This is a genomic window from Ruegeria sp. AO1, assembly GCF_056535985.1.
On record NZ_JBQFJC010000001.1, the window covers coordinates 805,856 to 826,134 of the forward strand.

The 20,279-nt window shown below is 58.3% G+C and carries 20 protein-coding genes; 11 read left to right on the forward strand and 9 right to left on the reverse strand.

Features of this window, described 5'->3' with window-relative positions; genetic code table 11:
• Positions 1-110: 110 nt before the first annotated feature.
• Both ACR3FB_RS03880 and trxB read right to left on the reverse strand, forming a co-directional pair.
• Positions 111-1,781 carry an adenylate/guanylate cyclase domain-containing protein gene (locus ACR3FB_RS03880; RefSeq protein ID WP_480564283.1) on the reverse strand — a complete coding sequence of 557 codons (1,671 nt, stop codon included), beginning with the start codon at positions 1,779-1,781 and terminating at the stop codon, positions 111-113.
• A 77-nt stretch (positions 1,782-1,858) separates the two neighbouring features.
• Entirely contained in the window at positions 1,859-2,800 is a 942-nt protein-coding gene (gene trxB, locus ACR3FB_RS03885; RefSeq protein WP_170460512.1) for a thioredoxin-disulfide reductase, read from the reverse strand.
• A 225-nt stretch (positions 2,801-3,025) separates the two neighbouring features.
• Here trxB and ACR3FB_RS03890 point away from each other — a divergent pair, with 225 nt between their 5' ends.
• Complete coding sequence (locus tag ACR3FB_RS03890) at positions 3,026-3,526, forward strand: Lrp/AsnC family transcriptional regulator (protein ID WP_480564286.1); 501 nt, start codon at positions 3,026-3,028, stop codon at positions 3,524-3,526.
• A gap of 117 nt (positions 3,527-3,643) precedes the next feature.
• Here the strand turns inward: ACR3FB_RS03890 and ACR3FB_RS03895 are convergent, their stop codons facing one another.
• From ACR3FB_RS03895 to lgt, 5 genes are all read right to left on the reverse strand, one after another.
• Positions 3,644-4,426: a Hint domain-containing protein gene (locus tag ACR3FB_RS03895; RefSeq protein WP_480564289.1), complete on the reverse strand. Its 783-nt coding sequence runs from the start codon at positions 4,424-4,426 to the stop codon at positions 3,644-3,646.
• 325 nt (positions 4,427-4,751) lie between these two features.
• Positions 4,752-4,880, reverse strand: a complete 129-nt coding sequence (locus tag ACR3FB_RS03900; RefSeq protein ID WP_480564292.1) for a hypothetical protein — start codon at positions 4,878-4,880, stop codon at positions 4,752-4,754.
• A 273-nt stretch (positions 4,881-5,153) separates the two neighbouring features.
• Complete coding sequence (gene pgeF, locus ACR3FB_RS03905; RefSeq protein ID WP_480564295.1) at positions 5,154-5,912, reverse strand: peptidoglycan editing factor PgeF; 759 nt, start codon at positions 5,910-5,912, stop codon at positions 5,154-5,156.
• Complete coding sequence (locus ACR3FB_RS03910; RefSeq protein WP_480564298.1) at positions 5,909-6,976, reverse strand: class I SAM-dependent methyltransferase; 1,068 nt, start codon at positions 6,974-6,976, stop codon at positions 5,909-5,911. The genes pgeF and ACR3FB_RS03910 overlap by 4 nt, the downstream gene beginning before the upstream one ends.
• Positions 6,973-7,860: a prolipoprotein diacylglyceryl transferase gene (gene lgt / locus ACR3FB_RS03915; protein ID WP_480564302.1), complete on the reverse strand. Its 888-nt coding sequence runs from the start codon at positions 7,858-7,860 to the stop codon at positions 6,973-6,975. Before lgt ends, ACR3FB_RS03910 begins: the two co-directional genes overlap by 4 nt.
• Positions 7,861-7,957: 97 nt before the next feature.
• Here lgt and ACR3FB_RS03920 point away from each other — a divergent pair, with 97 nt between their 5' ends.
• From ACR3FB_RS03920 to ACR3FB_RS03940, 5 genes are all read left to right on the forward strand, one after another.
• Positions 7,958-8,206, forward strand: a complete 249-nt coding sequence (locus ACR3FB_RS03920) for an accessory factor UbiK family protein (protein ID WP_050604795.1) — start codon at positions 7,958-7,960, stop codon at positions 8,204-8,206.
• 310 nt (positions 8,207-8,516) lie between these two features.
• Positions 8,517-9,017 carry a type III secretion system chaperone family protein gene (locus tag ACR3FB_RS03925; protein WP_170468281.1) on the forward strand — a complete coding sequence of 167 codons (501 nt, stop codon included), beginning with the start codon at positions 8,517-8,519 and terminating at the stop codon, positions 9,015-9,017.
• A gap of 38 nt (positions 9,018-9,055) precedes the next feature.
• Positions 9,056-9,871, forward strand: coding sequence for a pyrroline-5-carboxylate reductase (gene proC, locus ACR3FB_RS03930; RefSeq protein ID WP_480564305.1), 816 nt, complete (start codon positions 9,056-9,058; stop codon positions 9,869-9,871).
• Entirely contained in the window at positions 9,864-10,202 is a 339-nt protein-coding gene (locus tag ACR3FB_RS03935; protein ID WP_170492266.1) for a tRNA-binding protein, read from the forward strand. The genes proC and ACR3FB_RS03935 overlap by 8 nt, the downstream gene beginning before the upstream one ends.
• A complete protein-coding gene (locus tag ACR3FB_RS03940; RefSeq protein WP_425085146.1) occupies positions 10,202-11,152 on the forward strand; it encodes a 2-hydroxyacid dehydrogenase in 951 nt (316 codons plus the stop codon). The genes ACR3FB_RS03935 and ACR3FB_RS03940 overlap by 1 nt, the downstream gene beginning before the upstream one ends.
• Here the strand turns inward: ACR3FB_RS03940 and ACR3FB_RS03945 are convergent.
• Positions 11,149-11,727 carry a thymidine kinase gene (locus ACR3FB_RS03945; protein WP_425085147.1) on the reverse strand — a complete coding sequence of 193 codons (579 nt, stop codon included), beginning with the start codon at positions 11,725-11,727 and terminating at the stop codon, positions 11,149-11,151. The genes ACR3FB_RS03940 and ACR3FB_RS03945 overlap by 4 nt on opposite strands.
• A gap of 358 nt (positions 11,728-12,085) precedes the next feature.
• Between ACR3FB_RS03945 and ACR3FB_RS03950 the strand changes: the two genes are divergently transcribed.
• Both ACR3FB_RS03950 and ACR3FB_RS03955 read left to right on the forward strand, forming a co-directional pair.
• Entirely contained in the window at positions 12,086-12,547 is a 462-nt protein-coding gene (locus ACR3FB_RS03950; protein WP_170374695.1) for a hypothetical protein, read from the forward strand.
• Positions 12,548-12,619: 72 nt separating this feature from the next.
• Positions 12,620-14,404 (forward strand): hypothetical protein, encoded by a 1,785-nt coding sequence (locus ACR3FB_RS03955; RefSeq protein ID WP_480564308.1) that lies wholly within the window; start codon positions 12,620-12,622, stop codon positions 14,402-14,404.
• Between the two features lie 15 nt (positions 14,405-14,419).
• On the opposite strand, the gene ACR3FB_RS03960 is transcribed toward ACR3FB_RS03955, so the two are convergent.
• Positions 14,420-15,544: a beta-ketoacyl-ACP synthase III gene (locus ACR3FB_RS03960; protein ID WP_425085149.1), complete on the reverse strand. Its 1,125-nt coding sequence runs from the start codon at positions 15,542-15,544 to the stop codon at positions 14,420-14,422.
• 168 nt (positions 15,545-15,712) lie between these two features.
• Between ACR3FB_RS03960 and ACR3FB_RS03965 the strand changes: the two genes are divergently transcribed.
• Genes ACR3FB_RS03965 through ACR3FB_RS03975 form a run of 3 tightly spaced genes read left to right on the forward strand, consistent with a single transcriptional unit; the run spans position 15,713 to position 20,267 of the window.
• Positions 15,713-16,180 carry a MarR family winged helix-turn-helix transcriptional regulator gene (locus tag ACR3FB_RS03965; protein ID WP_480564311.1) on the forward strand — a complete coding sequence of 156 codons (468 nt, stop codon included), beginning with the start codon at positions 15,713-15,715 and terminating at the stop codon, positions 16,178-16,180.
• Complete coding sequence (locus tag ACR3FB_RS03970) at positions 16,177-17,214, forward strand: efflux RND transporter periplasmic adaptor subunit (protein ID WP_480564314.1); 1,038 nt, start codon at positions 16,177-16,179, stop codon at positions 17,212-17,214. Before ACR3FB_RS03965 ends, ACR3FB_RS03970 begins: the two co-directional genes overlap by 4 nt.
• An 11-nt stretch (positions 17,215-17,225) precedes the next feature.
• Positions 17,226-20,267: an efflux RND transporter permease subunit gene (locus ACR3FB_RS03975; RefSeq protein ID WP_480564317.1), complete on the forward strand. Its 3,042-nt coding sequence runs from the start codon at positions 17,226-17,228 to the stop codon at positions 20,265-20,267.
• The last annotated feature ends 12 nt before the right edge of the window (positions 20,268-20,279 follow it).

Sequence of the window (20,279 nt, forward strand, 5' to 3'; positions counted from 1 at the left end):
CGGTTTTTCTTGTGATTGGAAGAATTTTCCAATTCGGCGGAAAACGGGCGATCAAAGTTCCGGCAATCTAGCGCAAACGTGCCACAGTAAGTATGCGTGTTCCTGTTATCTTAGGTCTGTTCCAGTTCCGAGGCAAGAAGCACCGGCAGGGCTGGAACGGGCTCGGACACGCCGCGCAGATTGAAGGGCTGAATACGATCGTCCGAGATGTCCATCTCGGCGGCCTGTAGCAGCTCGGCAGACACAAGAAGCTCAACCCCCAGCGGCTTTGTTTCGGCCTCAAGGCGGCTGGCGACATTTACGGCGTCCCCGATGATGGTTTGCGCGGCATGGCCCGCCGCGCCAATTTCCCCAAGCACCAGATCGCCCAGATGCAGTCCCATGCCGATGCGGATATGCGGGCTGTCTTCAGATGAGAGTTGCCGGTTGAACTGTTCTAGCGCATGGCTGATCTCAATCGCGGCTTTCAGACCGGCGCGGGCGGATTGCCGGGGGTCGGGTTTGTCAAAAACCGCCAGCAGCCCATCCCCCATATATTTGTCGACGACCCCGCCTTGAGACGTGATCGAAGGCACAATCGCGTCAAAGAACCGGTTCAACAGGAAGACGATGTCATAGGGCAATTGCCCAGCGGTACGGGCGGTAAAGCCGCGCATGTCCAGAAACAGCACGGCCAACTGACGTTCCTGACCCTGACTTGCATGAGCCCGGTCGTGCTTGCCGTCGGGGCGGAAAACCCGAAAGACCTTTACCGGCTCGGTCGGGCGCATCTGACAGGCCAGTCGCGTCTGGGCCGAGGCCCCAACGGCAGCCAGACTGCGGGCCTCGATCTCGCTGGGCGGGGGCAGGTGATCTCCGCCATCCTCAACGATCACGCGGCAGGTGGTGCAGCGGCCCTTGCCGCCACACAGGGCAGCATGCGGGATGCCGTTGGCCTGAGACATCTCAAGCAGCGTCATGCCCTTCTCGGCAAAAACCTCGGGCCCTCGGGCATAGGTCACCTGAACAGAGTGCCGACGACGCCACAGCTTGCGGCCAAGATAGAAGGCCGCCGTGGCACCAAGCGCGGCCCAAAAACCCGTCATAGCGTTGTCTTCGACGCGGAACATGGCCTCAAAGGCCTCGGCCGAGGGCCAGTTATAGTGTTCGATATACTGTTCGCGCAGGAAGTCATCGGCAAAATCGGCCCAGATCCGGCGCCCTTCGGTCAGCACACCGGCCAGGGCGAAACAGGGGACAAAGACCGCAATACCGATCAGGTAGGGCAGGGTCTTGCCCCACCACCGTGTCAACCGCAGCCACATGTGCAACCCGATGCAGCCATGTACCCACACGATCAGCAACAGCAGGCTTTGCATCCAAATCGCAGAGCTTGGCCACATCAGGATGATGATATAGCCCATTTCGTCATTCACATCGTAGATCTCATGCGCGTAGCGCGTGTGAATGATGTGGACGATCAGCTGGATCGGGATCAGCAGCCCCAGCACGATTTGGAGGGCTGAGCTGAACGGCATGCGCAAGGTCCGTCGCTGTATGATCGACGTTAGCGCCAGGCCCGAATGTATGATCAGCGCAAGGTAGAGAAGAGCGCTCATGGCGTCGTGGCGGGTTACGGCCTTTCGACCATCTTGCATGCCATGCAGATAGTCGGTGTGAAACAGGCCCAGGCCGATGTTCAGAAAGTGGAAGAAGGCAAAGACAAAAAGGACCAGCCCGCTGCCGATTCTAAGCCGGGTTGACCACCCGCCACGCCAAAGAGCGTTGTCCGTTGTGACCACGCGCGACCCTCATGTTTTGCACCAGTGTGAGGCCGCGCGGGGATAGGGTCAAGCCGGTCTGGCTTGACCCTGTGCCCTTAGTCCTGTTCGGCCAGAAAGCGTTCGGCGTCCAGGGCGGCCATGCAGCCCATCCCTGCGCTGGTGACAGCCTGACGGTAGATGTGATCTGTCAGGTCACCGGCTGCGAAAACACCCGGAACCGAGGTCTCGGTTGATCCCGGCTTGGTTACGACATAGCCGCCCATATGGGTTTCCAGCGTGTCTTTGACCAGCTCATTGGCCGGGGCATGGCCGATGGCGACAAAAACGCCTTTGCACGGGATCTCAGAGATCTCGCCCGTTTTCACGTTTTTAACACGCACGCCTTCGACGCCCAAAGGTGCGTCGGTCCCGATGACTTCGTCCAGTTCGTGGAACCAGAGCGGTTCGATCTTTTCATTCTTCATCAGGCGATCTTGTAGGATCTTTTCCGCCCGCAACTCGTCGCGGCGGTGGATCAGGGTCACCTTGCTAGCGAAATTGGTGAGAAACAGCGCCTCTTCCACGGCGGTGTTGCCGCCACCGATCACAACGATCTCTTGCCCACGATAGAAGAACCCGTCGCAGGTCGCGCAGGCCGAGACGCCGAAGCCTTTGAATTTCTCTTCCGACGGCAGGCCAAGCCATTTGGCGCGTGCGCCGGTTGCCAGAATGACCGCATCAGCAGTGTAAACCGTGCCGCTGTCCCCTTTTGCGGTGAACGGACGTTTCGAGACATCCAGATCGCTGATGATATCGCCGATGACCTCACAGCCCATCGCCTTGGCGTGGTCCTGCATGCGGACCATAAGATCGGGGCCTTGTACCTCGGTATCGCCGGGCCAGTTTTCGACCTCGGTGGTGGTTGTCAGCTGGCCGCCGGGCTCAATCCCTTGCACCAGAATGGGTTCCAGCATCGCGCGGCTTGCATAAACCCCGGCTGTATAGCCTGCCGGCCCCGACCCGATGATCAGAACCTTGGTGTGTCGTGTGTCGGCCATGGTACCCCCGCTCGAACTGCCTGAATTGGGCCTTTTGCCCGTCGCAAGGATATAGCGATGGGCGGGCAGGGCTTAAAGCCCCTTCATGAAGGGAAGCTGATATGCCTTGTCGGAATGGCCCTACGCAAATGAGCGATTTGAAAACAAAGAAAATTGCGCAGTTGCGAAACATTATTGCGCGTGGGCTGGGTGCTGATATAAGAACCGAAAAATCAGGAGCGTTTTATGGTCACGACCCGGCTGGATGAAATTGATCGCAAGATTCTGGCGGAATTGCAGGCAGACGGTCGCATGACCAATGTGGAATTGGCCAAAAGGGTCGGTATCTCGGCCCCTCCGTGCCTGCGCCGCGTGCGCACTTTGGAGGAATCGGGCTATATCACCGGCTACCACGCCGAAGTGAACGCCCGCGAGCTTGGGTTTGAGGTTCAAGTCTTTGCGATGGTTGGATTGGACAGCCAGGCGGAATCGGAACTCAGCGCGTTCGAGGCGCAGTGCGGACGATGGCCGCTGGTCCGTGAGTGTCACATGCTGAACGGCGAGGTCGACTTCATCCTGAAATGCGTCGCGCCCGACCTCAGCAGTTTTCAGCAGTTCCTGACCGGAGAATTACTGACCACGCCAAACGTGGCCAGCGTCAAGACATCGCTTGTTATCCGCGGCGCAAAAGACGAGCCAGGCGTCCCGTTCGATGTATTGGAAGACCGAATGAACCGCTCGGCGTAAACCACATCCGTCGTGTTTCTGTCGGGCAGGGTGGCAGCATAGCCACCACCGCCAGGGTCAAAGCCCATCCTATCAAAATCTGCATAAAGCCCCCACTCTGCAGTACTCTTTAACACTTCACGCCGATATCGCGTCGATCTCTCCGTCTCCGGCGCGCGGCATAAGCAACGGGCCAAAATCGTTCAACGATTCGATATGCGCGAACAGGTTCAGATAGATCGACCGTAACGAATGGCTGATCATGCGAACCGCATTAGCACCTGGATGATAGGTTTCAAAGGGCAGGCCGTCTACACGGATGACGGAGTGTTTTTTCAGGCAAATGTGAAACAATTCCACCGGAGTTGGCGGCATTGTTTCCACAACACCCATTCCGTCCTGAAATTCGGCCACAGGCGCCAGAATCGGTGACCCTCCATGTAGGTGCCGCAAATGGGCTGGCGTGCCAAGCAGGCGCGCGGCAGGTCCGGCAATCACACCGGACATTGGCTTCTGCATGCCAAATGTATCGGCCATGATGCGGGTCAACGGACGAGTGCGCCCGCGAGAATCCTCGCGACCCGGTATCAGCGTCACCGAGCCCTTCCACAAAACGGTCTCGGAGGTCCCATCCTGCGTTAGTACCGTGTCGCCGGGCAACAGATCCTCGATCGCCATCGGCCCTTGTTCGGTTTCCACAAGCGACCCCCGTGAGAAGGCGCAAAAGGCGTCCTCGAACATCGGCAGAGCAGGTGCGATATGCCGTGTTTGCGCGATGTCACCGTTTTTGAGCAGGGCGCTCACTTCGTAACGGCGCAATTGGGCTTTTTGTTTTGTAGTCGGACGCGGAGTGTCGCGGAGCAATACCGAGGTTTCGACAGCATTTCTGGCAGCAATGGCCAGTGATTTTGGAATAGTCATTAATATTCCGTTCCTTTTAGAACCGGATCAGACGGGGCATACCCCCATGCAGGCCCATCTGTCGGTTCGGTTCTTTGTCTTGAAATAAATGGGTAACCTCTGGGCACCGGCGATGGCCGCAGCGCACAGCGAAGTAATTTCGCATTCCATTGGTCAATCCATTGACCCCCCAGACAAACTCGTACAGCGCGGGCGAAAATGCCCACAAACACGCTCCGAACTCAGGATGCAGTTTTTTGTTGCATCCCCCGCACACCGGACCGGAGCACTACCCGGTGCGCGTTGACCAATGGAACCGGCAGCTTGGTTCCGTTGGCTTTCTGTTTCAGCGTCGCGTCGCCAGACGGCGGGCAACCCTGACAGAATGGCTTGAAATTCGCTTCCACGGCATGTCCAGTTTCGGGTCCTGTGCGGCCTGAATGACCGCGCTGAGAAAGCGAGATTTCTGTTTCATTTTCTGGTCCTGCTCGATCGGAGGTCTGAGCCTCATTCCGTGTGTGTAGACTTAACGTGCCGCGTGTTTGCGGCAGGGATAAGGCTTAACCGGGATCAAAAACGGACAAAAAATAAAGGTTGGCGGTTCCTCTGTTTGAGGTGCCAGCATTCATTTGTCGGCAAAGACAGATAACCTTCTGAGTACTGGCACAAAATTCACTACGATTCTGAGTCAGATAAACACAATAAATGTGGCGGAAAGGTGGCGGTCTTGCCTTAATTGGGGCCTAATCTACAATCTGATCGCCGAAATCAAACGCCCGTAATCCGCCTCTTTGGCGTGTGTTGTCCGGCGGTATGAATAAAAGCGATCTGGATCGGAATAAGTGCAGTGCCGGGTCCATTCTGCCTGCCCGACACCCGCTTGGCGCAGTTTATGCAGGCCAAAGGCTGGCAAATCAAATTGCATCCGGTCCTCGGTTCCATTGGCGAAGAATCGGCTGTTTTCTGGAGACTCTGCCATGAACGCATCCAGAAACTCGGGGCCGACCTCATAGGCAGCCTGCGAAATGGATGGCCCGATCACGGCACGTGTGTTTTCTCGCGTGGCGCCCAATGCCTCCATCGCGTCCAATGTGGCCTCTAAGACACCGTCCAAAGCTCCGCGCCAGCCAGCATGGGCGGCGCCGATCACGTTCGCGTCAGGGTCGCAGAATAGCACAGGCTGGCAGTCCGCGGTCAGAATGGTCAGCGCCAACCCGGGCGTGGCGGTCACAAGCGCATCCGCCTTAGGTTTGTCACCCGTAAGGGGCGCATCGACGGTCAGCACGTCGGGTGAATGCACCTGATGAATACCAACCAGCGCCTCGGGGGTGACATCCATCGCGTCAGCAACTCGTCGGCGATTCAGGGCGACGATCTCGGTCTGATCGGATGATCCATAACCGCAGTTCAATCCAGCGAAGACACCCGAGGATGCGCCGCCTCTACGGCTGAAAAAGCCGTGTTTTACAGGGGCCAGCATATCCGACGTGAGAATTTCCAAAGTCATGGTTCCAGTCCCGGTGGAGGCGCAGCTTGGGGCGGGTAGAGGCCCAGCACTTTGAACAGATTTCCCATTTCATCGGGATGCGTCAACCGGCGATGTGCGGCCACCAGTTCATCAAGCTTGGAGCCGCCTATACCCTTGGCCAGAGCCTGTGCACGGGCGGTGATTCCCAGACGTTCCAGAAAAATGCCCTGTGGTGTCAGGCGGGTATGAGCACAGCCTGCGGCCTTTGCCGCGAGCGCAAGGGGCTCAAAATCCACATGCGCGGTCAGGTCTGCCTGACCGGGGGTTTGCAGAGGGTCCACACGCTCATGCGCCTTTAGGGCCTGAAGCGTATCGCCAAACGAGCGCCAGTCACCATAGTCCACGATCAGAGCTGCCCCTCCGTTCTGCGCGATTCGGCTGGCGAGGATGGTCAGAATCGGAATGGCAGGTGCGCAGAGTTCGACGAGATCCCCGTCTCGCGTATCGGACAGCCTGTCCTGCAGCGCAGTATGCGGCGCAGCGGGGCCAAGGCCAAAACTCAGCGCGCCATCGGCCTCTCCGATCAATCGTTCGCGCCAAGCAGGGCCGTCGCGCAGGAATTGGCGGATGGGGAGCGCGTCAAAGAACTCATTCGCCACCAGAAACATCGGCAAGTCCGGCAGCTCCGCCACATCGCTGATCCACTGCGGATTTTGATCTTTCAGGGTTGCCTTTTGCACGTCTCGGAGCGTCTCGGAGGCTTCCAGTAGAACAACCTTGGCCGCCGTATGAAAACCGGGAAGCGAGCGGGTTGCCCGTAGGATATCCGCCATCAGCGTACCGCGACCCGGTCCGAGTTCGGCCAGCGCAAACGTTGATGGCTGCCCCTGGTCCTTCCAGCTTTGCGCCAGTGATAGCCCGATTAACTCGCCGAACATCTGACTGATTTCCGGTGCAGTCGTGAAGTCCCCCTGCGCGCCGAACGGATCGCGCGTTGAGTAATAGCCCAAAGTTGGGTGTAGCAGGCATTCGGTCATGTAATTGGCCAGCGTCATCGGGCCGTCTTGCCGGATTCGGGCGATCAGGAGTTCGTGCAGGCTCATGCCGTTCGCCGGGCGCGCAGGGCGAACCACAGACCTAAGGCAATCATTGGTAGAGACAGGATTTGCCCCATTGTCAGGCCGTAGCCGCCGATATGCCACGCCAGCCCAAGCGGGTTGCCGGGCGAGATGAACTGCGCATCGGGCTGACGGACGAACTCGACCACGAAGCGGGATGCCCCGTAGCCTGCCAGGAAAACGCCCATTATCAGGCCGGGTTTCCGGAACGCGCCGCGCCGATAGGCCAACCAAAGAAGGACTGCGCCCAATAGGACACCCTCTAGCGCGGCTTCGTATAGCTGCGAGGGGTGACGGGCACACATACCGGCCACGACGCCTGGGCAGTCCTGCGCTGCGAAGCCGGGAAAAATCATGGCCCATGGCAGCTCGCTTGGTCGGCCCCAAAGCTCGGCGTTGATGAAATTGGCAAGCCGCCCCAGCAACAGGCCGGGCGGGACGGTGTAGGCCACCAAATCGCCTAGCGACAGGGTCGGAATGTTGTGACGGCGACCATAGAGGTATGAGGCGACGATCACCCCCAGCAGCCCGCCGTGAAAGGCCATGCCGCCTTGCCAGACCTTCAGGATATCCGCCGGATGCGACAGGTAGTAGGCCGGTTGATAAAACAGCACAAAACCCAGCCGGCCGCCCAAAATCACACCGATAATGATCCAGGTCAGCAGGTCATCTAGCTGCTCTGGCTTCATGGGTGGCGTCTCATTGCGCCAAAGGGCCGGACGCCGCAGGGCCATCACGGCCAGACGCCAGGCAATCAAAATGCCGACAATATAAGCCAGCGCGTACCACCTGAGCGCGAATTCTATCCCGAACAATGGGATCGAGAACAGCTCGGGCGACAGATCGGGGAAATTCAGAACAGCCTGCATGTGCGTCTCATTGCCCGGGGTTTGCAGGGCAAGTCAACCTTGAGCCTGCGCCATTCCTTCCCCATATAGGATACAACCGCGATTTCGGAGAAAAGCCATGCAAACCCGCAACAAGATCCTCGACGACGTTTCACAGCTGATGACCAACGCCATGGGAGTGGCGCAGGGCGCACGCGAAGAGGCCGAGAATGCGATGAAGTCGATGATCGACCGTTGGCTGGCCGACCGCGATTTCGTAACGCGTGAAGAATTCGACGCTGTTCGCGCCATGGCCCAAAAGGCCCGTGAAGAGAACGCCGCGCTTGAGGCGCGTATCGCCGCGCTTGAGGCGAAACTGGACAAATAACGCCCATTTCCAAATTTTGAAGACAAGTTTAGCGCCGCGCAATCCAAGGTCGGGTTGTGCGGTGTTGTGTATCATGCCGCCTTGCAGAAATTAATCAAGACAAAGCTGCACAAGACGCCAATATTTTGATCGTCGTTGCCGACTGTCCACAACTTATTGCTGTTATCCCCAAGAAATGGGGTTGTCAGACACCCTCTTGCGGCGCACCATATTTGGTACAGGCCTACGGGGGAAGCCCGGCTTGTAGAGCAGGCAACTAGCGCTGGGGCGCTGCCAGCCCCGAAACGCTAGAGAGTAGTGAGGTGGCATTATGGCCCTTTCCGAGCAGTTTCTCGAAGAAGACCTTCATCCAATCGATATTGTTGAACATCTGGCCGAACATCACGACTGGGATTTTGACCGCATCGGCGACGATCAGATTGCCATGGCTGTCGAAGGGCAGTGGCGGACGTATTCGATCACGCTGGCATGGTCCAACTATGACGAAACGCTGCGCATGGTTTGCTCATTCGAGATGGAGCCTCCGGCCGAGCGTGAGAGTGAGCTGTATGAGCTGCTCAACAAGATGAATGATCAGTGTTGGGCGGGCGCGTTTACCTATTGGGCGAACCAGAAGCTGATGGTCTATCGCTACGGCCTGGTTCTGGCCGGTGGTCAGACCGCAAGCCCTGATCAGATCGACACGATGATCAACGCTGCGGTGTTGAGCGCCGAGCGCTACTACCCGGCAATTCAGTTGGTGACCTGGGGCAATCGCGATCCGGAAGAGGCGATGCAAGTCGCCATTGCAGAGGCCTACGGCCGAGCGTAAACCTTTGCCCTGAACCGTTGAATAGGGGAGGGGCACAGATGGACATGTCGCGCGTGGCCGAGCAGGGCCTTGTGTTATTGGGTTGCGGAAAGATGGGATCCGCGATGTTGGCGGGTTGGCTGGATCACGGCCTGCCCGCCGCGTCCGTTTGGGTGATTGATCCTTACCCCTCGGACTGGCTGAAAGCGCAAGGCGTCAACATCAACACACCACTGCCCGAATCCCCCGCAGTCGTGCTGGTGGCGGTCAAACCGCAAATGATGGGTGAGGCGCTGCCTGCGATCCAGGCCCTTGGCGGCGGTGGCAGTCTTTTTGTTTCTGTTGCGGCTGGCACCTCGATTGCGACATTTGAGGACGTGCTGGGCGAAGGCACACCGATTGTACGGGCCATGCCGAACACTCCGGCGGCGATCCGTCAGGGTATCACGGCGATGATCGGCAACGCACATGTGTCAGATGACGATTTGGACCTCGCGGAAAACCTGCTGTCTGCGATTGGTGAAACCGTGCGTCTGTCGGATGAGGCTCAGATAGATGCGGTCACGGGCGTCAGCGGTTCTGGCCCCGCCTATGTGTTCCACCTGATCGAAACGCTGGCCACCGCAGGGCAGGCGCAGGGTCTGCCGCATGAGCTGGCCATGAAGCTGGCGAAATCCACGGTTGCAGGCGCCGGTGCCTTGGCCATGGCCGCCGAGGAAGACCCCTCGCAATTGCGGGTCAACGTGACCTCGCCCAATGGCACAACACAGGCCGCGTTAGAGGTTCTGATGCACGAAGCAGAGGGTTTCCCGAATCTACTGCACCGGGCCGTCAAGGCTGCGACCGACCGTTCCAAGGAGTTGGGCCGTGAGTGAGATTTCCTTCGATGACTTCCTGAAAGTCGACATCCGCGTCGGTGAGGTCATCCGCGCCGAGCCCTATCCCGAAGCCCGCAAGCCCGCGATCAAGATGTGGATCGATTTCGGCGACGAAATTGGTGAGCGCAAGACCTCGGCCCAAATCACCGCGCATTACGATCCGTCGACGCTGATCGGCAAACAGGTGATGGCCGTGGTCAACTTCCCGCCGCGCCAGATCGGAAAGTTCATGTCCGAGGTTCTGGTCCTTGGCCTACCGGATGAAAACGGTGAGATCGTGTTGATCGGCCCGGATGGCAAAGTCCCCGTTGGCGGAAGGATGCACTGATGAAACTCTGGATCACGAGACCAATGACATTGGCGGTCGAAGCACGGGCAGCCGCCGAGTTCGATGTTGAGATTCGCCCCACAACCACTCCGCTTTCCGAGGATGAGATGGTGCGGGCGTTGCAGGAGTATGACGTGGTTGTACCCACTCTGGGCGACCTGTTCTCGGCCGATGTCTTCGCCAAAGTGCCCGAGCCGCGCTGCAAGCTGTTGGCCAATTTCGGCGTCGGCTACAATCACATCGATGTCGAGGCCGCGCGCGCCTTAGGCATCGCCGTCACCAACACGCCCGGAGCGGTCACAGATGCGACCGCCGATATCGCCATGACCTTGCTACTCTCGACCGCGCGCCGCGCGGGTGAGGGGGAGCGTTTGGTGCGGGCTGACAACTGGCAGGGTTGGCATCCCACGCAAATGCTGGGGCATCATGTGACGGGCAAGCGCGTGGGCATCGTCGGCATGGGTCGCATCGGGCAGGCCATCGCGCGGCGCTGTCACTTCGGGTTCGGCATGCATGTCGCTTATCAATCCCGTAGTGCCAAGCAGCTTGATTTTGAGGCCGAGTACATCCCCGATCTCTTGGCACTTGCGGCCTCGGTCGATTTCCTGGTTCTGGCGGTTCCGGGCGGGGCTGAGACACGCCATCTGATCAATGCAGCAGTGCTTGAGGCCATGAACTCCTCGGCCATTCTGGTAAACATCGCGCGGGGTGAGGTGGTAGATGAGACCGCTCTGATCAGCGCGCTGCAAGCAGGGCAGATCGCCGGGGCCGGGCTGGATGTCTACGAGTTCGAGCCGGCCGTGCCAAAGGCACTGCGCGAGATGCAGAACGTCACCCTGCTGCCGCATCTGGGCACCGCCACCGAAGAGGTTCGGACCGGAATGGGGCATATGGCTCTGGACAATGTGACCGCCTTCGTCGCAGGGCGCGACTTGCCGAATCCGGTCTAGTCGCCGACCGCTTCGCGCCAGTGTTTGCGGCAGAGCGAGACATAGGTCTCGTTCCCGCCGATCTGCACCTGAGCACCCTCTGTGATGGCGCGGCCATTCTCGTCCTGCCGAATCACCATTGTGGCCTTGCGTCCGCATTCGCAGATGGTGCGGACCTCTCGCATCTCATCGGCCAACGCCAGCAAGGCGGCTGAACCGGGGAAGAGTTTGCCCTGGAAATCTACCCTTAAGCCATAAGCCAGTACTGGGAGCTTCAGGTCATCCACGGCGTGAGCCAGTTGCCAGACCTGATCCTCGGACAGGAACTGGGCCTCGTCCACGAAGACACAGGCGATTTGATCGGCCTTCTGGCGCGTTTCGATCATGGCAAAAACGTCATCGTCCGGGCGGAAGGTATCGGCCTCTTCGGAAATCCCGATGCGAGAGGCGATCCGCCCCACACCGGCGCGCCCGTCCACAGCGGCGGTCATCAGGTAAGTCTTCATGCCGCGCTCACGGTAGTTGTGCGAGGCCTGCAGCAATACGGTCGATTTGCCCGCATTCATCGTCGAGTAGTTGAAATACAGTTTTGCCATGCGGCGGGTCTAAAGCGCCGACGCCAATCGAACAACCCATCAATCTTTGAGGGGGAAGCGACGTCGCCGTTACCATTGCAGAGGCCGAGCAGATGCTCTTTGGGGATGGAACCTTGCGCATGCAACAGCGACGCCATCGGTCAACATGTGACCAAAACGGAGTGAGGCTGAACAATATTGCCTCACGATTACTCATTACCGGCACTGAACGGCCGCCACTCACTCACAAAACCCTCGCATATCTGAGGGATAGTCAATTTATGGCATTTCAATTATGACTCGGTTATGGGAAATTTCCCTATGCTTTCCCCCAAAACGGATAGAAGGGGCGGCGCGTGCAGGTAGCAAAGGTAGAACTATGGCAGATATCGGGGCCTATCTTAAGAAACACACCGAAGCCTTGGTGAAAGATGTCGGGATCGAAGCCGCGTGCGAGATCACGGGCAAATCCAAGGCAACGCTGGGCCGCTACTATTCGGATAATTCGGAGCACGCGGATCGGTTCATGCCCGTCGACGCAGTGGCGCGTTTAGAGAACGCGGCCAACTATCCGCATGTCACTTCGGCTTTGGCGGACCTGAAGAACATCACCCTGTCCTATGGGGACCGCAACACGGATTCTCCGCGTACAGGTGGCGTGAACGCGGATGTCATCGCCCTGAGCCAGCGGTTTGCCATGCTGATGACCGAGTATCAGGCGGCCATCGAAGACGGGATCATCACCGTCAACGAAGCCAAGCGCCTGCTGAAGGAAACCAGCCTTTTGCAGCAGGTTCTGATTGAGATGAAACTACATCTCGAAGAAGAAAGCGTTAGCTGACACGTTTTTGCCGCAAGCCTGTGACAGAAGCGAAGCTGGATTTTTTGGCGAAACAGCGCAGAGCAGTCTTTCATGAACGGTTTCCCACGACCCTATAGGGTTCAGGACGACGGGATTGTCTGGCGCCTTCTTGTCGCGGTCTGTGTCATTCTGTCAGTGTTGACGGCGCTAAGCCACTATGAGGGCCGATCAGATGACGTGCTGCGCTGGGTGGTGGTGAGCGACCTGCTGAACGGGCAGGGGTGGCTCGACCTGTATCAGCATAGGCTGGGTCCCAACGACGGTACGCTTATGCACTGGTCGCGGCTGGTTGATGCGCCGATCGCAGCGCTCTACTTGTTGTTCAGCCTGGTATTATCCGAGCCTGTTGCGCTTCACGTCACAGCTATTGTCTGGCCGTCTATGCTTGTGATGGCGACCCTATGTGCCCTTGTCGTGACAGCGGGAGCGTTGGGTGGGCGCCCAGGGGCAATCTCGGCGCTGATCTTTGCCGCTTTGGCTTTGGAAGGCACAAAGAAATACACCTACTTCTCGTTTGATCATCACGGCTTGCAGATTATGCTGTATGTCTTTTCGGTGATGTTCTTTGTGCGGCGGAAAACCCGAATAAGAGCAAGCATCTGGCTTGGCGTCTTTCTCGCGCTGTCGATGTCCATAGGCACTGAATCGCTGATGCATCTGGGACTGATTGGGGCTTTCTTCGCCATTGACTGGGTATTGTTAGGCGAACAGGCTCGTACGCGCCTGATGTCCTTTGGAGCTGCGCTTGCAGTCACGCTTTTGGTGGTGAGCGTTGCAACCACCTCGGCTGACAGCTTCTTCTTTCCCGGATGTGATGCTCTGACGCTGAGCGTCGCTTTGCCTGCTGGGCTTGCAGGATTTGGGCTGTTGGGACTCGGGGCCGTTGCGTCGGCATGGTCGATATGGGCGCGCGCGTTCTTATTGCTGTCCCTTGGAGTTCTGGCTCTGGGTTTCGCATATGTGTTTGCACCGTACTGCCTGCAAAATCCCATCAGTCAGATGTCGCAACCCATGCAAGAATTCTGGCTGAGCCAGATCACCGAGGCGCAAGCGCCTTTTGCGACCTTTTCGCGCCATACGGGGCAAAAGATCGCTTTGTTTGGGGTATCCGTTTTTACGATTCTTGCTGGGCTTTATTTGTCGCGCGCCCGTGACACGCGGATTGATTATCTTCTGTTGGTTTTCCTTATGAGTGCCAGTCTTACGCTCTTTTTGTACCAATCCCGGATGAGCGCGTTTCTAGCCATTTCACTCATAGTGGTTCACGCGCAGGTGCTTGGCGCCATGTTCCTAAAGTATAAGGCGCAGAGAAGTCGGTTCTGGGGGGTCCTGATGATGGTGTTTTTCATCTTCATGCTGCCGAAGACCGGAACGACCATCGAACGGTTCTACGTTTCTCTTAGGCAACCCACGACCGAGAACAGCGCGGCCGGGCCGCAAGTGTTCCTGAAATACTGCAATACCCAAGTGGTCTATGACAGCTTAAATGATCTGTCTCCGGGTTTGATTGTGTCTGGCTTTGACTTTGCCGCAAACATCCTGCGGTTCACGCATCATTCGGTGCTTGGCGGTAATTATCACCGCAATGAGGCGGGAAATCTGTCGCAGATTGATCTTTTCCGGTCGGACCCGGCTGAGATGGGCCAGCGCCTTGCCGACCTGAGGGTGGACTACGTGTTGATCTGCAAGCACGCGTCTCGCGCGGCCTACTGGAATTCCGTTTCGGAAGGCGAGGGGTTGCCTTCGGCATTTCTAGCTGGGCGTTTGCCGAACAATGTTCACGAACTTCAGCGGCCGGAACACGATGCCTTCCGCGTGTTCCAGGTAAAGCGATAGCTTAGTCCGCTTGGATCAGGATTTCCGTTTCACAATTACGGACCCCACCGAATACCCCGCCCCGAACGAGCAGATTAGCCCGATATCCCCGTCCTCAAGATCATCCGAGTATTTGGAGAAGGCGATAATCGACCCGGCTGAGGATGTGTTGGCATAGTCCTGCAGGATGTTGGGTTGCTCACCCGCCTCGGGCACACGTCCGAGGACCTTCTTGCCGATGAAATCGTTCATGGTCTTGTTGGCCTGATGCAGCCACAGGCGTGTTAAGTCGTCGCTGCCAATGCCTTCGGCCTCCATGTGGTCGCTGATGTGTTGGCTGACCATGGGCAGTACTTCCTTGAAGACCTTGCGCCCGTTCTGCATGAACTGCATGTCGCGCCGGTCGATCATCCCATCAGGGCGCGAGCGGCGCAGAAAGCCGTTATTGTTGCGGATATTGTTCGAGAAACTGGTGGCGCAGCGGGTCGACAGGACCTCAAAATGCGGGCCTTGCGCGTCTTCGATGCGTTCGAGCAAGGTGGCCGTGGCCACATCGCCGAAGATGAAATGACAATCCCGATCGCGCCATTCCAGATGGCCCGAGCAGATCTCGGGGTTCACCACCAATGCCGACCGAACCGAACCCGACCGCACCATATCCGCCGCCGCCTGAATGCCAAACGTTGCCGAGGAACACGCAACATTCATGTCAAAACCAAAGCCATTGATGCCCAGAGCCTGCTGTATCTCGATGGCGATGGCTGGGTAGGCCCTTTCGTGGTTCGAGGCCGCGCAGATCACCAGATCGACATCTGCCGCCGTCCGACCAGCCTGCGCCAGTGCTTTGTGGCAGGCATCCACCGCCATTTCGGCCATGATCCCCGGCTCGTCATCGCTGCGCTGGCGCAAAGCGGGGTGCATGGTGTCGGGGTCCAACACGCCGGATTTATCCATCACATAGCGGTTTTCGATGCCGGACGCCTTGACGATGAACTCCTCGGAGGAGTGCTGCATCGGCTCCATCTGTCCGGCTTGGATGGCCTGGGCGTTCTCTGCATTCACCTTGTCGGCATAGGCGTTGAAGGCTTGCACAAGCTCGGCATTGGTGATGACGTTTTCGGGCGTGAAAACGCCTGTACCGGTGATAGCAGGGATATACATGGCAAGTCCTGAACGTTTTGGATTTGCTCAAAATGCAGTCACAGGGGCATTTGATCAAGTCTTGGTGACCTAAGGGAACTTGGGCTTTGGGGTGAATTTCCGCTTCAGTTATTGAATAGTTCATAATTTGAAGTATATGACCCGCAACGACGTCTCGGAGTCTCTTCAATGTCAGACAGTATCAGCGACAGGCTTGGCCGCCTGAGCCCTGAAATTCAGGCCATCATGGGCGTCTATGCGCTCTATTGGAAACTCGAAGAGACCTTCGACACCATCGAAACTGACCTGAGCCACCCGGAATGCCATATGTTGATCAAGCTGGATGAACCCAAACGGATGGGTGTTCTGGCGGCCGATATGCTGAGCGTGCCCTCCACCATCACGGCCACTGCGGATGCTCTGGAACAAGCTGGCTATCTGGCGCGCCAGCGCGATCCCAACGATCGCCGTGCCTGGTTGCTTGTGCTGACCGAACAAGGCGAGCGCGCGCGTGATATGCTGGTGTCAGCAGCCGGAGATCTGTTTCACAAGGCCTCTGGCCTGAATGCAGAAGAAACAGCCGAATTCGCCCGGCTGGCGTGCAAGATTCGTGACAACGTACTGAAAACGGGAATTCCCGAGGGATTGAAGAAATGAAACAGCTGACTTCTCTGGGCCTTCTGTTGGCCGTTTTGGCGACCCCGCTTGTCGCGCAAGAGACCGCGAAACCGGTCAAGTTGATGCAGGTGCAGGAAACGGCACCGGGTTTCACACGGCAGTTTTTCGGCCGCGTTGCTGCGCGTCAGACCGTTGATCTGGCCTTTCAGGTTCCGGGGCAGATTGTCGAGATGCCCGTCACCGAAGGGTTCGTCATCCCAAAGGACGGTCTGATTGCCCGTCTGGATCAGGAGCCATTTGAACTCAGGCTGGATCGCGCCCGCTTGCAGAAAGAACAGGCCGACCGAACTGTCGCGCGCCTGTCGCGGCTGCGCGGCACGACCGCCAGCCAAGTGGCAGTCGATGATTCCGAAACCGAAGCGCAACTGGCCGCGATTGCCCTGCGCGACGCGGAATATGAACTGGAACACGCAACGCTGACGGCCCCGTTCGACGCGCTTGTGTCAAGCCGCGCGGTTGAAGCCTTTACCACCGTGTCGGCGGGAACTCCGATCGTGCGCATCCACGACATGTCGGAACTTCGGATCGAGGTGGACGTTCCCGAGATCCTGTTCCAACGCTCGGGTCAGCAGGATGACATCACGATCACGGCCAAATTCCCCGTAAGTGACGAGGTCTTCCCGCTGGAAATCCGTGAGTTCGACGCCGAGACCTCGAGCGTTGGACAGACATTCCGCATTCAGTTCGGTCTGACCCCGCCTGAGGGGCTGCAGATTCTGCCCGGCTCGTCCGTGTCGGTGAACGTGCATGTCAGGGATGGCCGCACGGGGATCGTTCTGCCGGCGTCAGCCATCGTCGCTGGCGCGGATGGCGCGCTGGGCGTGATGGTCTTTTCTCCGGCTGGCGCGGACGAGGGCACGGTACGCCTTGCACCCGTAGCCATCGAACCAACCCAGACTGGCGAAGTCCGTGTTCTGACTGGCTTGTCAGACGGCGATGAGGTTGTTGTCGCGGGCGGTTCCGCGTTGACGGATGGCCAGAGCGTGCGCCGTTTCACCGGCTTCTCGAACTAAGGGGCGGGCTGATGAGAATTGCACGCGCATCGATCGACCGACCGCTATACACGTGGCTGATCATCCTGATCGCCTTGTTTGGCGGTATTTGGGGCTTCCTTTCCCTGGGGCGCCTGGAGGACCCGGCTTTTACAATCAAAAACGCGGTCATCGTCACGCAATACCCCGGCGCCACGGCCGAGCAGGTGGCGCTGGAAGTCTCTGAGCCTCTGGAATCGGCGATCCAGCAAATGGGCGAGGTGGATACGATCACCTCGTTGAACCAGCCGGGGCAGTCCCTGATCGAGGTTGAGATCAAATCCACCTATGACGGCAGCGAATTGCCCGCCATCTGGACCCGCCTGCGCGCCAAGGTGCGCGACGCGGCGCGGGGCCTGCCATCTGGCGTAAACCAGCCCTTCGTCAATGATGGTTTCGGCGACGTGTTTGGCCTGTTCTACGCCGTCACGGCCGAGGGGTTTTCGGACGCCGAAAAGCACGAACTGGCGACGTTTCTGCGGCGAGAGCTGCTGACCGTCGACGGTGTTGCCGATGTCGAAGTTCAGGGCCTGCCGCAAGAGGCTATTTTCATCGAGCCGGACTTGGCGATTTCGGTTAACCAGAACGTCCCGTTTCAGGCCATTAACGAGGCAATTGCCAACGCGGATTCGGTCAACTCCTCCGGCTCTGTTCGGTCCGAGAACGACCGCACCACCATTCTGACAGCCGAAGGGTCGGATAGTGTGTCGGCCATCGCCGGGTTGTCGGTCGGCTCGCAAGGGCAGGTCATCAACCTGTTTGACATGTCCAACGTTTACCGCGCCCGTCAGACCGACCCGGATATCATGATCCGTTTCGATGGGACCGAGGCCTTTACGCTGGGCATTGCCGGGTTGGCCGCCGAAAACATTGTCGAAGTCGGCAAGCGCGCAGATGCAAAATTCGCGGAACTGGATACGCAAATCCCGTTTGGCGTGGAAATTTTGCCCATCTACCAGCAACACGTGGTGGTCGAGCAAGCCTCGAACGATTTTCTTGTGAACCTCGCCATGTCGGTGATCATTGTGGTCGCGGTTCTGGGCCTCTTTATGGGATGGCGCGCTGCCATTGTGGTCGGGACAACGCTGTTGTTGACCGTGGTCGGGACACTGCTTTTTATGGCGCTGTTTTCGATTGAAATGGAACGGATCTCGCTGGGTGCCCTGATCATTGCGATGGGGATGCTGGTGGATAATGCCATCGTGGTGGCCGAAGGCATGCAGATCGCGATGTTGCGCGGTAAATCCTCGCGCGATGCGGCGGATGAGGTGGCGTCGAAAACGCAGATCCCACTGCTGGGCGCGACTGTCATCGGCATCATGGCCTTTGCAGGCATCGGTCTCAGCCCCGATGCGACCGGAGAGTTCCTGTTCTCGCTCTTTGCGGTTATCGGGATTTCATTGCTGCTCAGCTGGGTTCTGGCAATCACCGTAACCCCGATGTTGGCCCATTATTTCTTCAAGCAGGGGATAGAGGGTGAAGTTGATGCCTATGGCAGCCTTCTGTTCCGCGTTTACGGCGCGATCCTGCGCTGGGCGCTGCGGTTCCGCTGGCTCGTTGTGGCCGGGCTGATCGCTGTGACGGTGGCCTGTTATGCGGGCTTCGGCCTGATGAAGCAGCAATTTTTCCCGGACTCGAATACGCCGCTGTTCTTTGTCCACTACAAGCTGCCTCAGGGCACACCAATCTCGCGTACCTCTGCGGATATGGCAGTGGTAGAGGATTGGCTGGCCGAACGTGACGATGTGGTGTCCGTCACCACGTTTGTCGGGCAAGGCGCGACCCGCTTCATGCTGACCTATAGCGCTGAGGACCCAAACCCAAGCTACGGTCACATGATCATTCGGACGGAAACGCTGGAGGATATCCCAGCGCTGCAGGCCGAGCTTGAAGCCTTTGGGGTGGCTCAGTTCCCTGAAAGCGAGTTTCGCACCAAACGTCTGGTCTTCGGTCCGGGGGGAGGCACGCCGATTCAAGCTCGCTTCTCGGGTAGCGACCCGGCCGTGCTGAGGCAGTTGGCGGACGAAGCGGTTCAACGTATGGCGGCTGCCACGCCGAACGCGCTCAACGTCCATCATGACTGGCGCGAAAAAGAGCTGGCGGTGCAACCGATCTACGCAACTGAACGCGCGCAGACAGCCGGTGTTTCGCGTGAAGATATTGCGGCCACGCTGCAATTCTCGACCGACGGCATCACCGGTGGCGTCCTGCGTGAGCGTGACCGCCTGATCCCGATCATTCTGCGCCGCCCTGCAGAGGGTGACTATTCGATCGTCGATCAGGTCGTGTATTCCGATCAGTCAGGCCAATTCGTGCCCATCGAACAGATGGTGGACGGGTTCGAATACCAGTTGCTCAACACCGAGGTCCACCGGCGCAACCGGGTTCTGACAATCACCGTTGGCGCGGATATCCCACCAGATGTGACCGCAGCGCAGGTGCATTCCGAGGTGCGCGCAACGATTGAAGAGATGGACCTGCCACCCGGCTATCGTATGGAATGGGGAGGTGAGTTCGAGGACTCGGGCGATGCCCAGGAAAGCCTTGGCAGGCAATTGCCACTGAGCCTGTTGATCATGGTGCTGATCTCGGTGTTGTTGTTCAATGCGATCCGCCAGCCGGTCATCATTTGGCTTTTGGTGCCCATGTCGGTGAACGGTGTGGTCATCGGTTTGCTTGGCACCGGACTGCCGTTCACCTTTACGGCGCTTCTGGGTCTGCTCAGCTTGTCGGGCATGCTGATCAAGAATGGCATCGTTCTGGTCGAAGAGATTGATCTGGTCCGCGCAACGGGTAAACCCCTGCAGGAGTCGATCATCGAAGCATCCGTCTCGCGTTTGCGACCTGTGATGCTGGCTGCGATTACAACGATCCTTGGGATGGCTCCGCTGCTGACGGATGCGTTCTTTGTCTCGATGGCGGTCACCATCATGGGCGGGTTGGCTTTTGCTACGGTCCTGACGATGGTCGCGGCCCCGGTCTTCTATATGCTGTTCTTCCAGCGAGATGAGAAACGGCAAGCGGTTGCTATATAAATGAAAAACCCC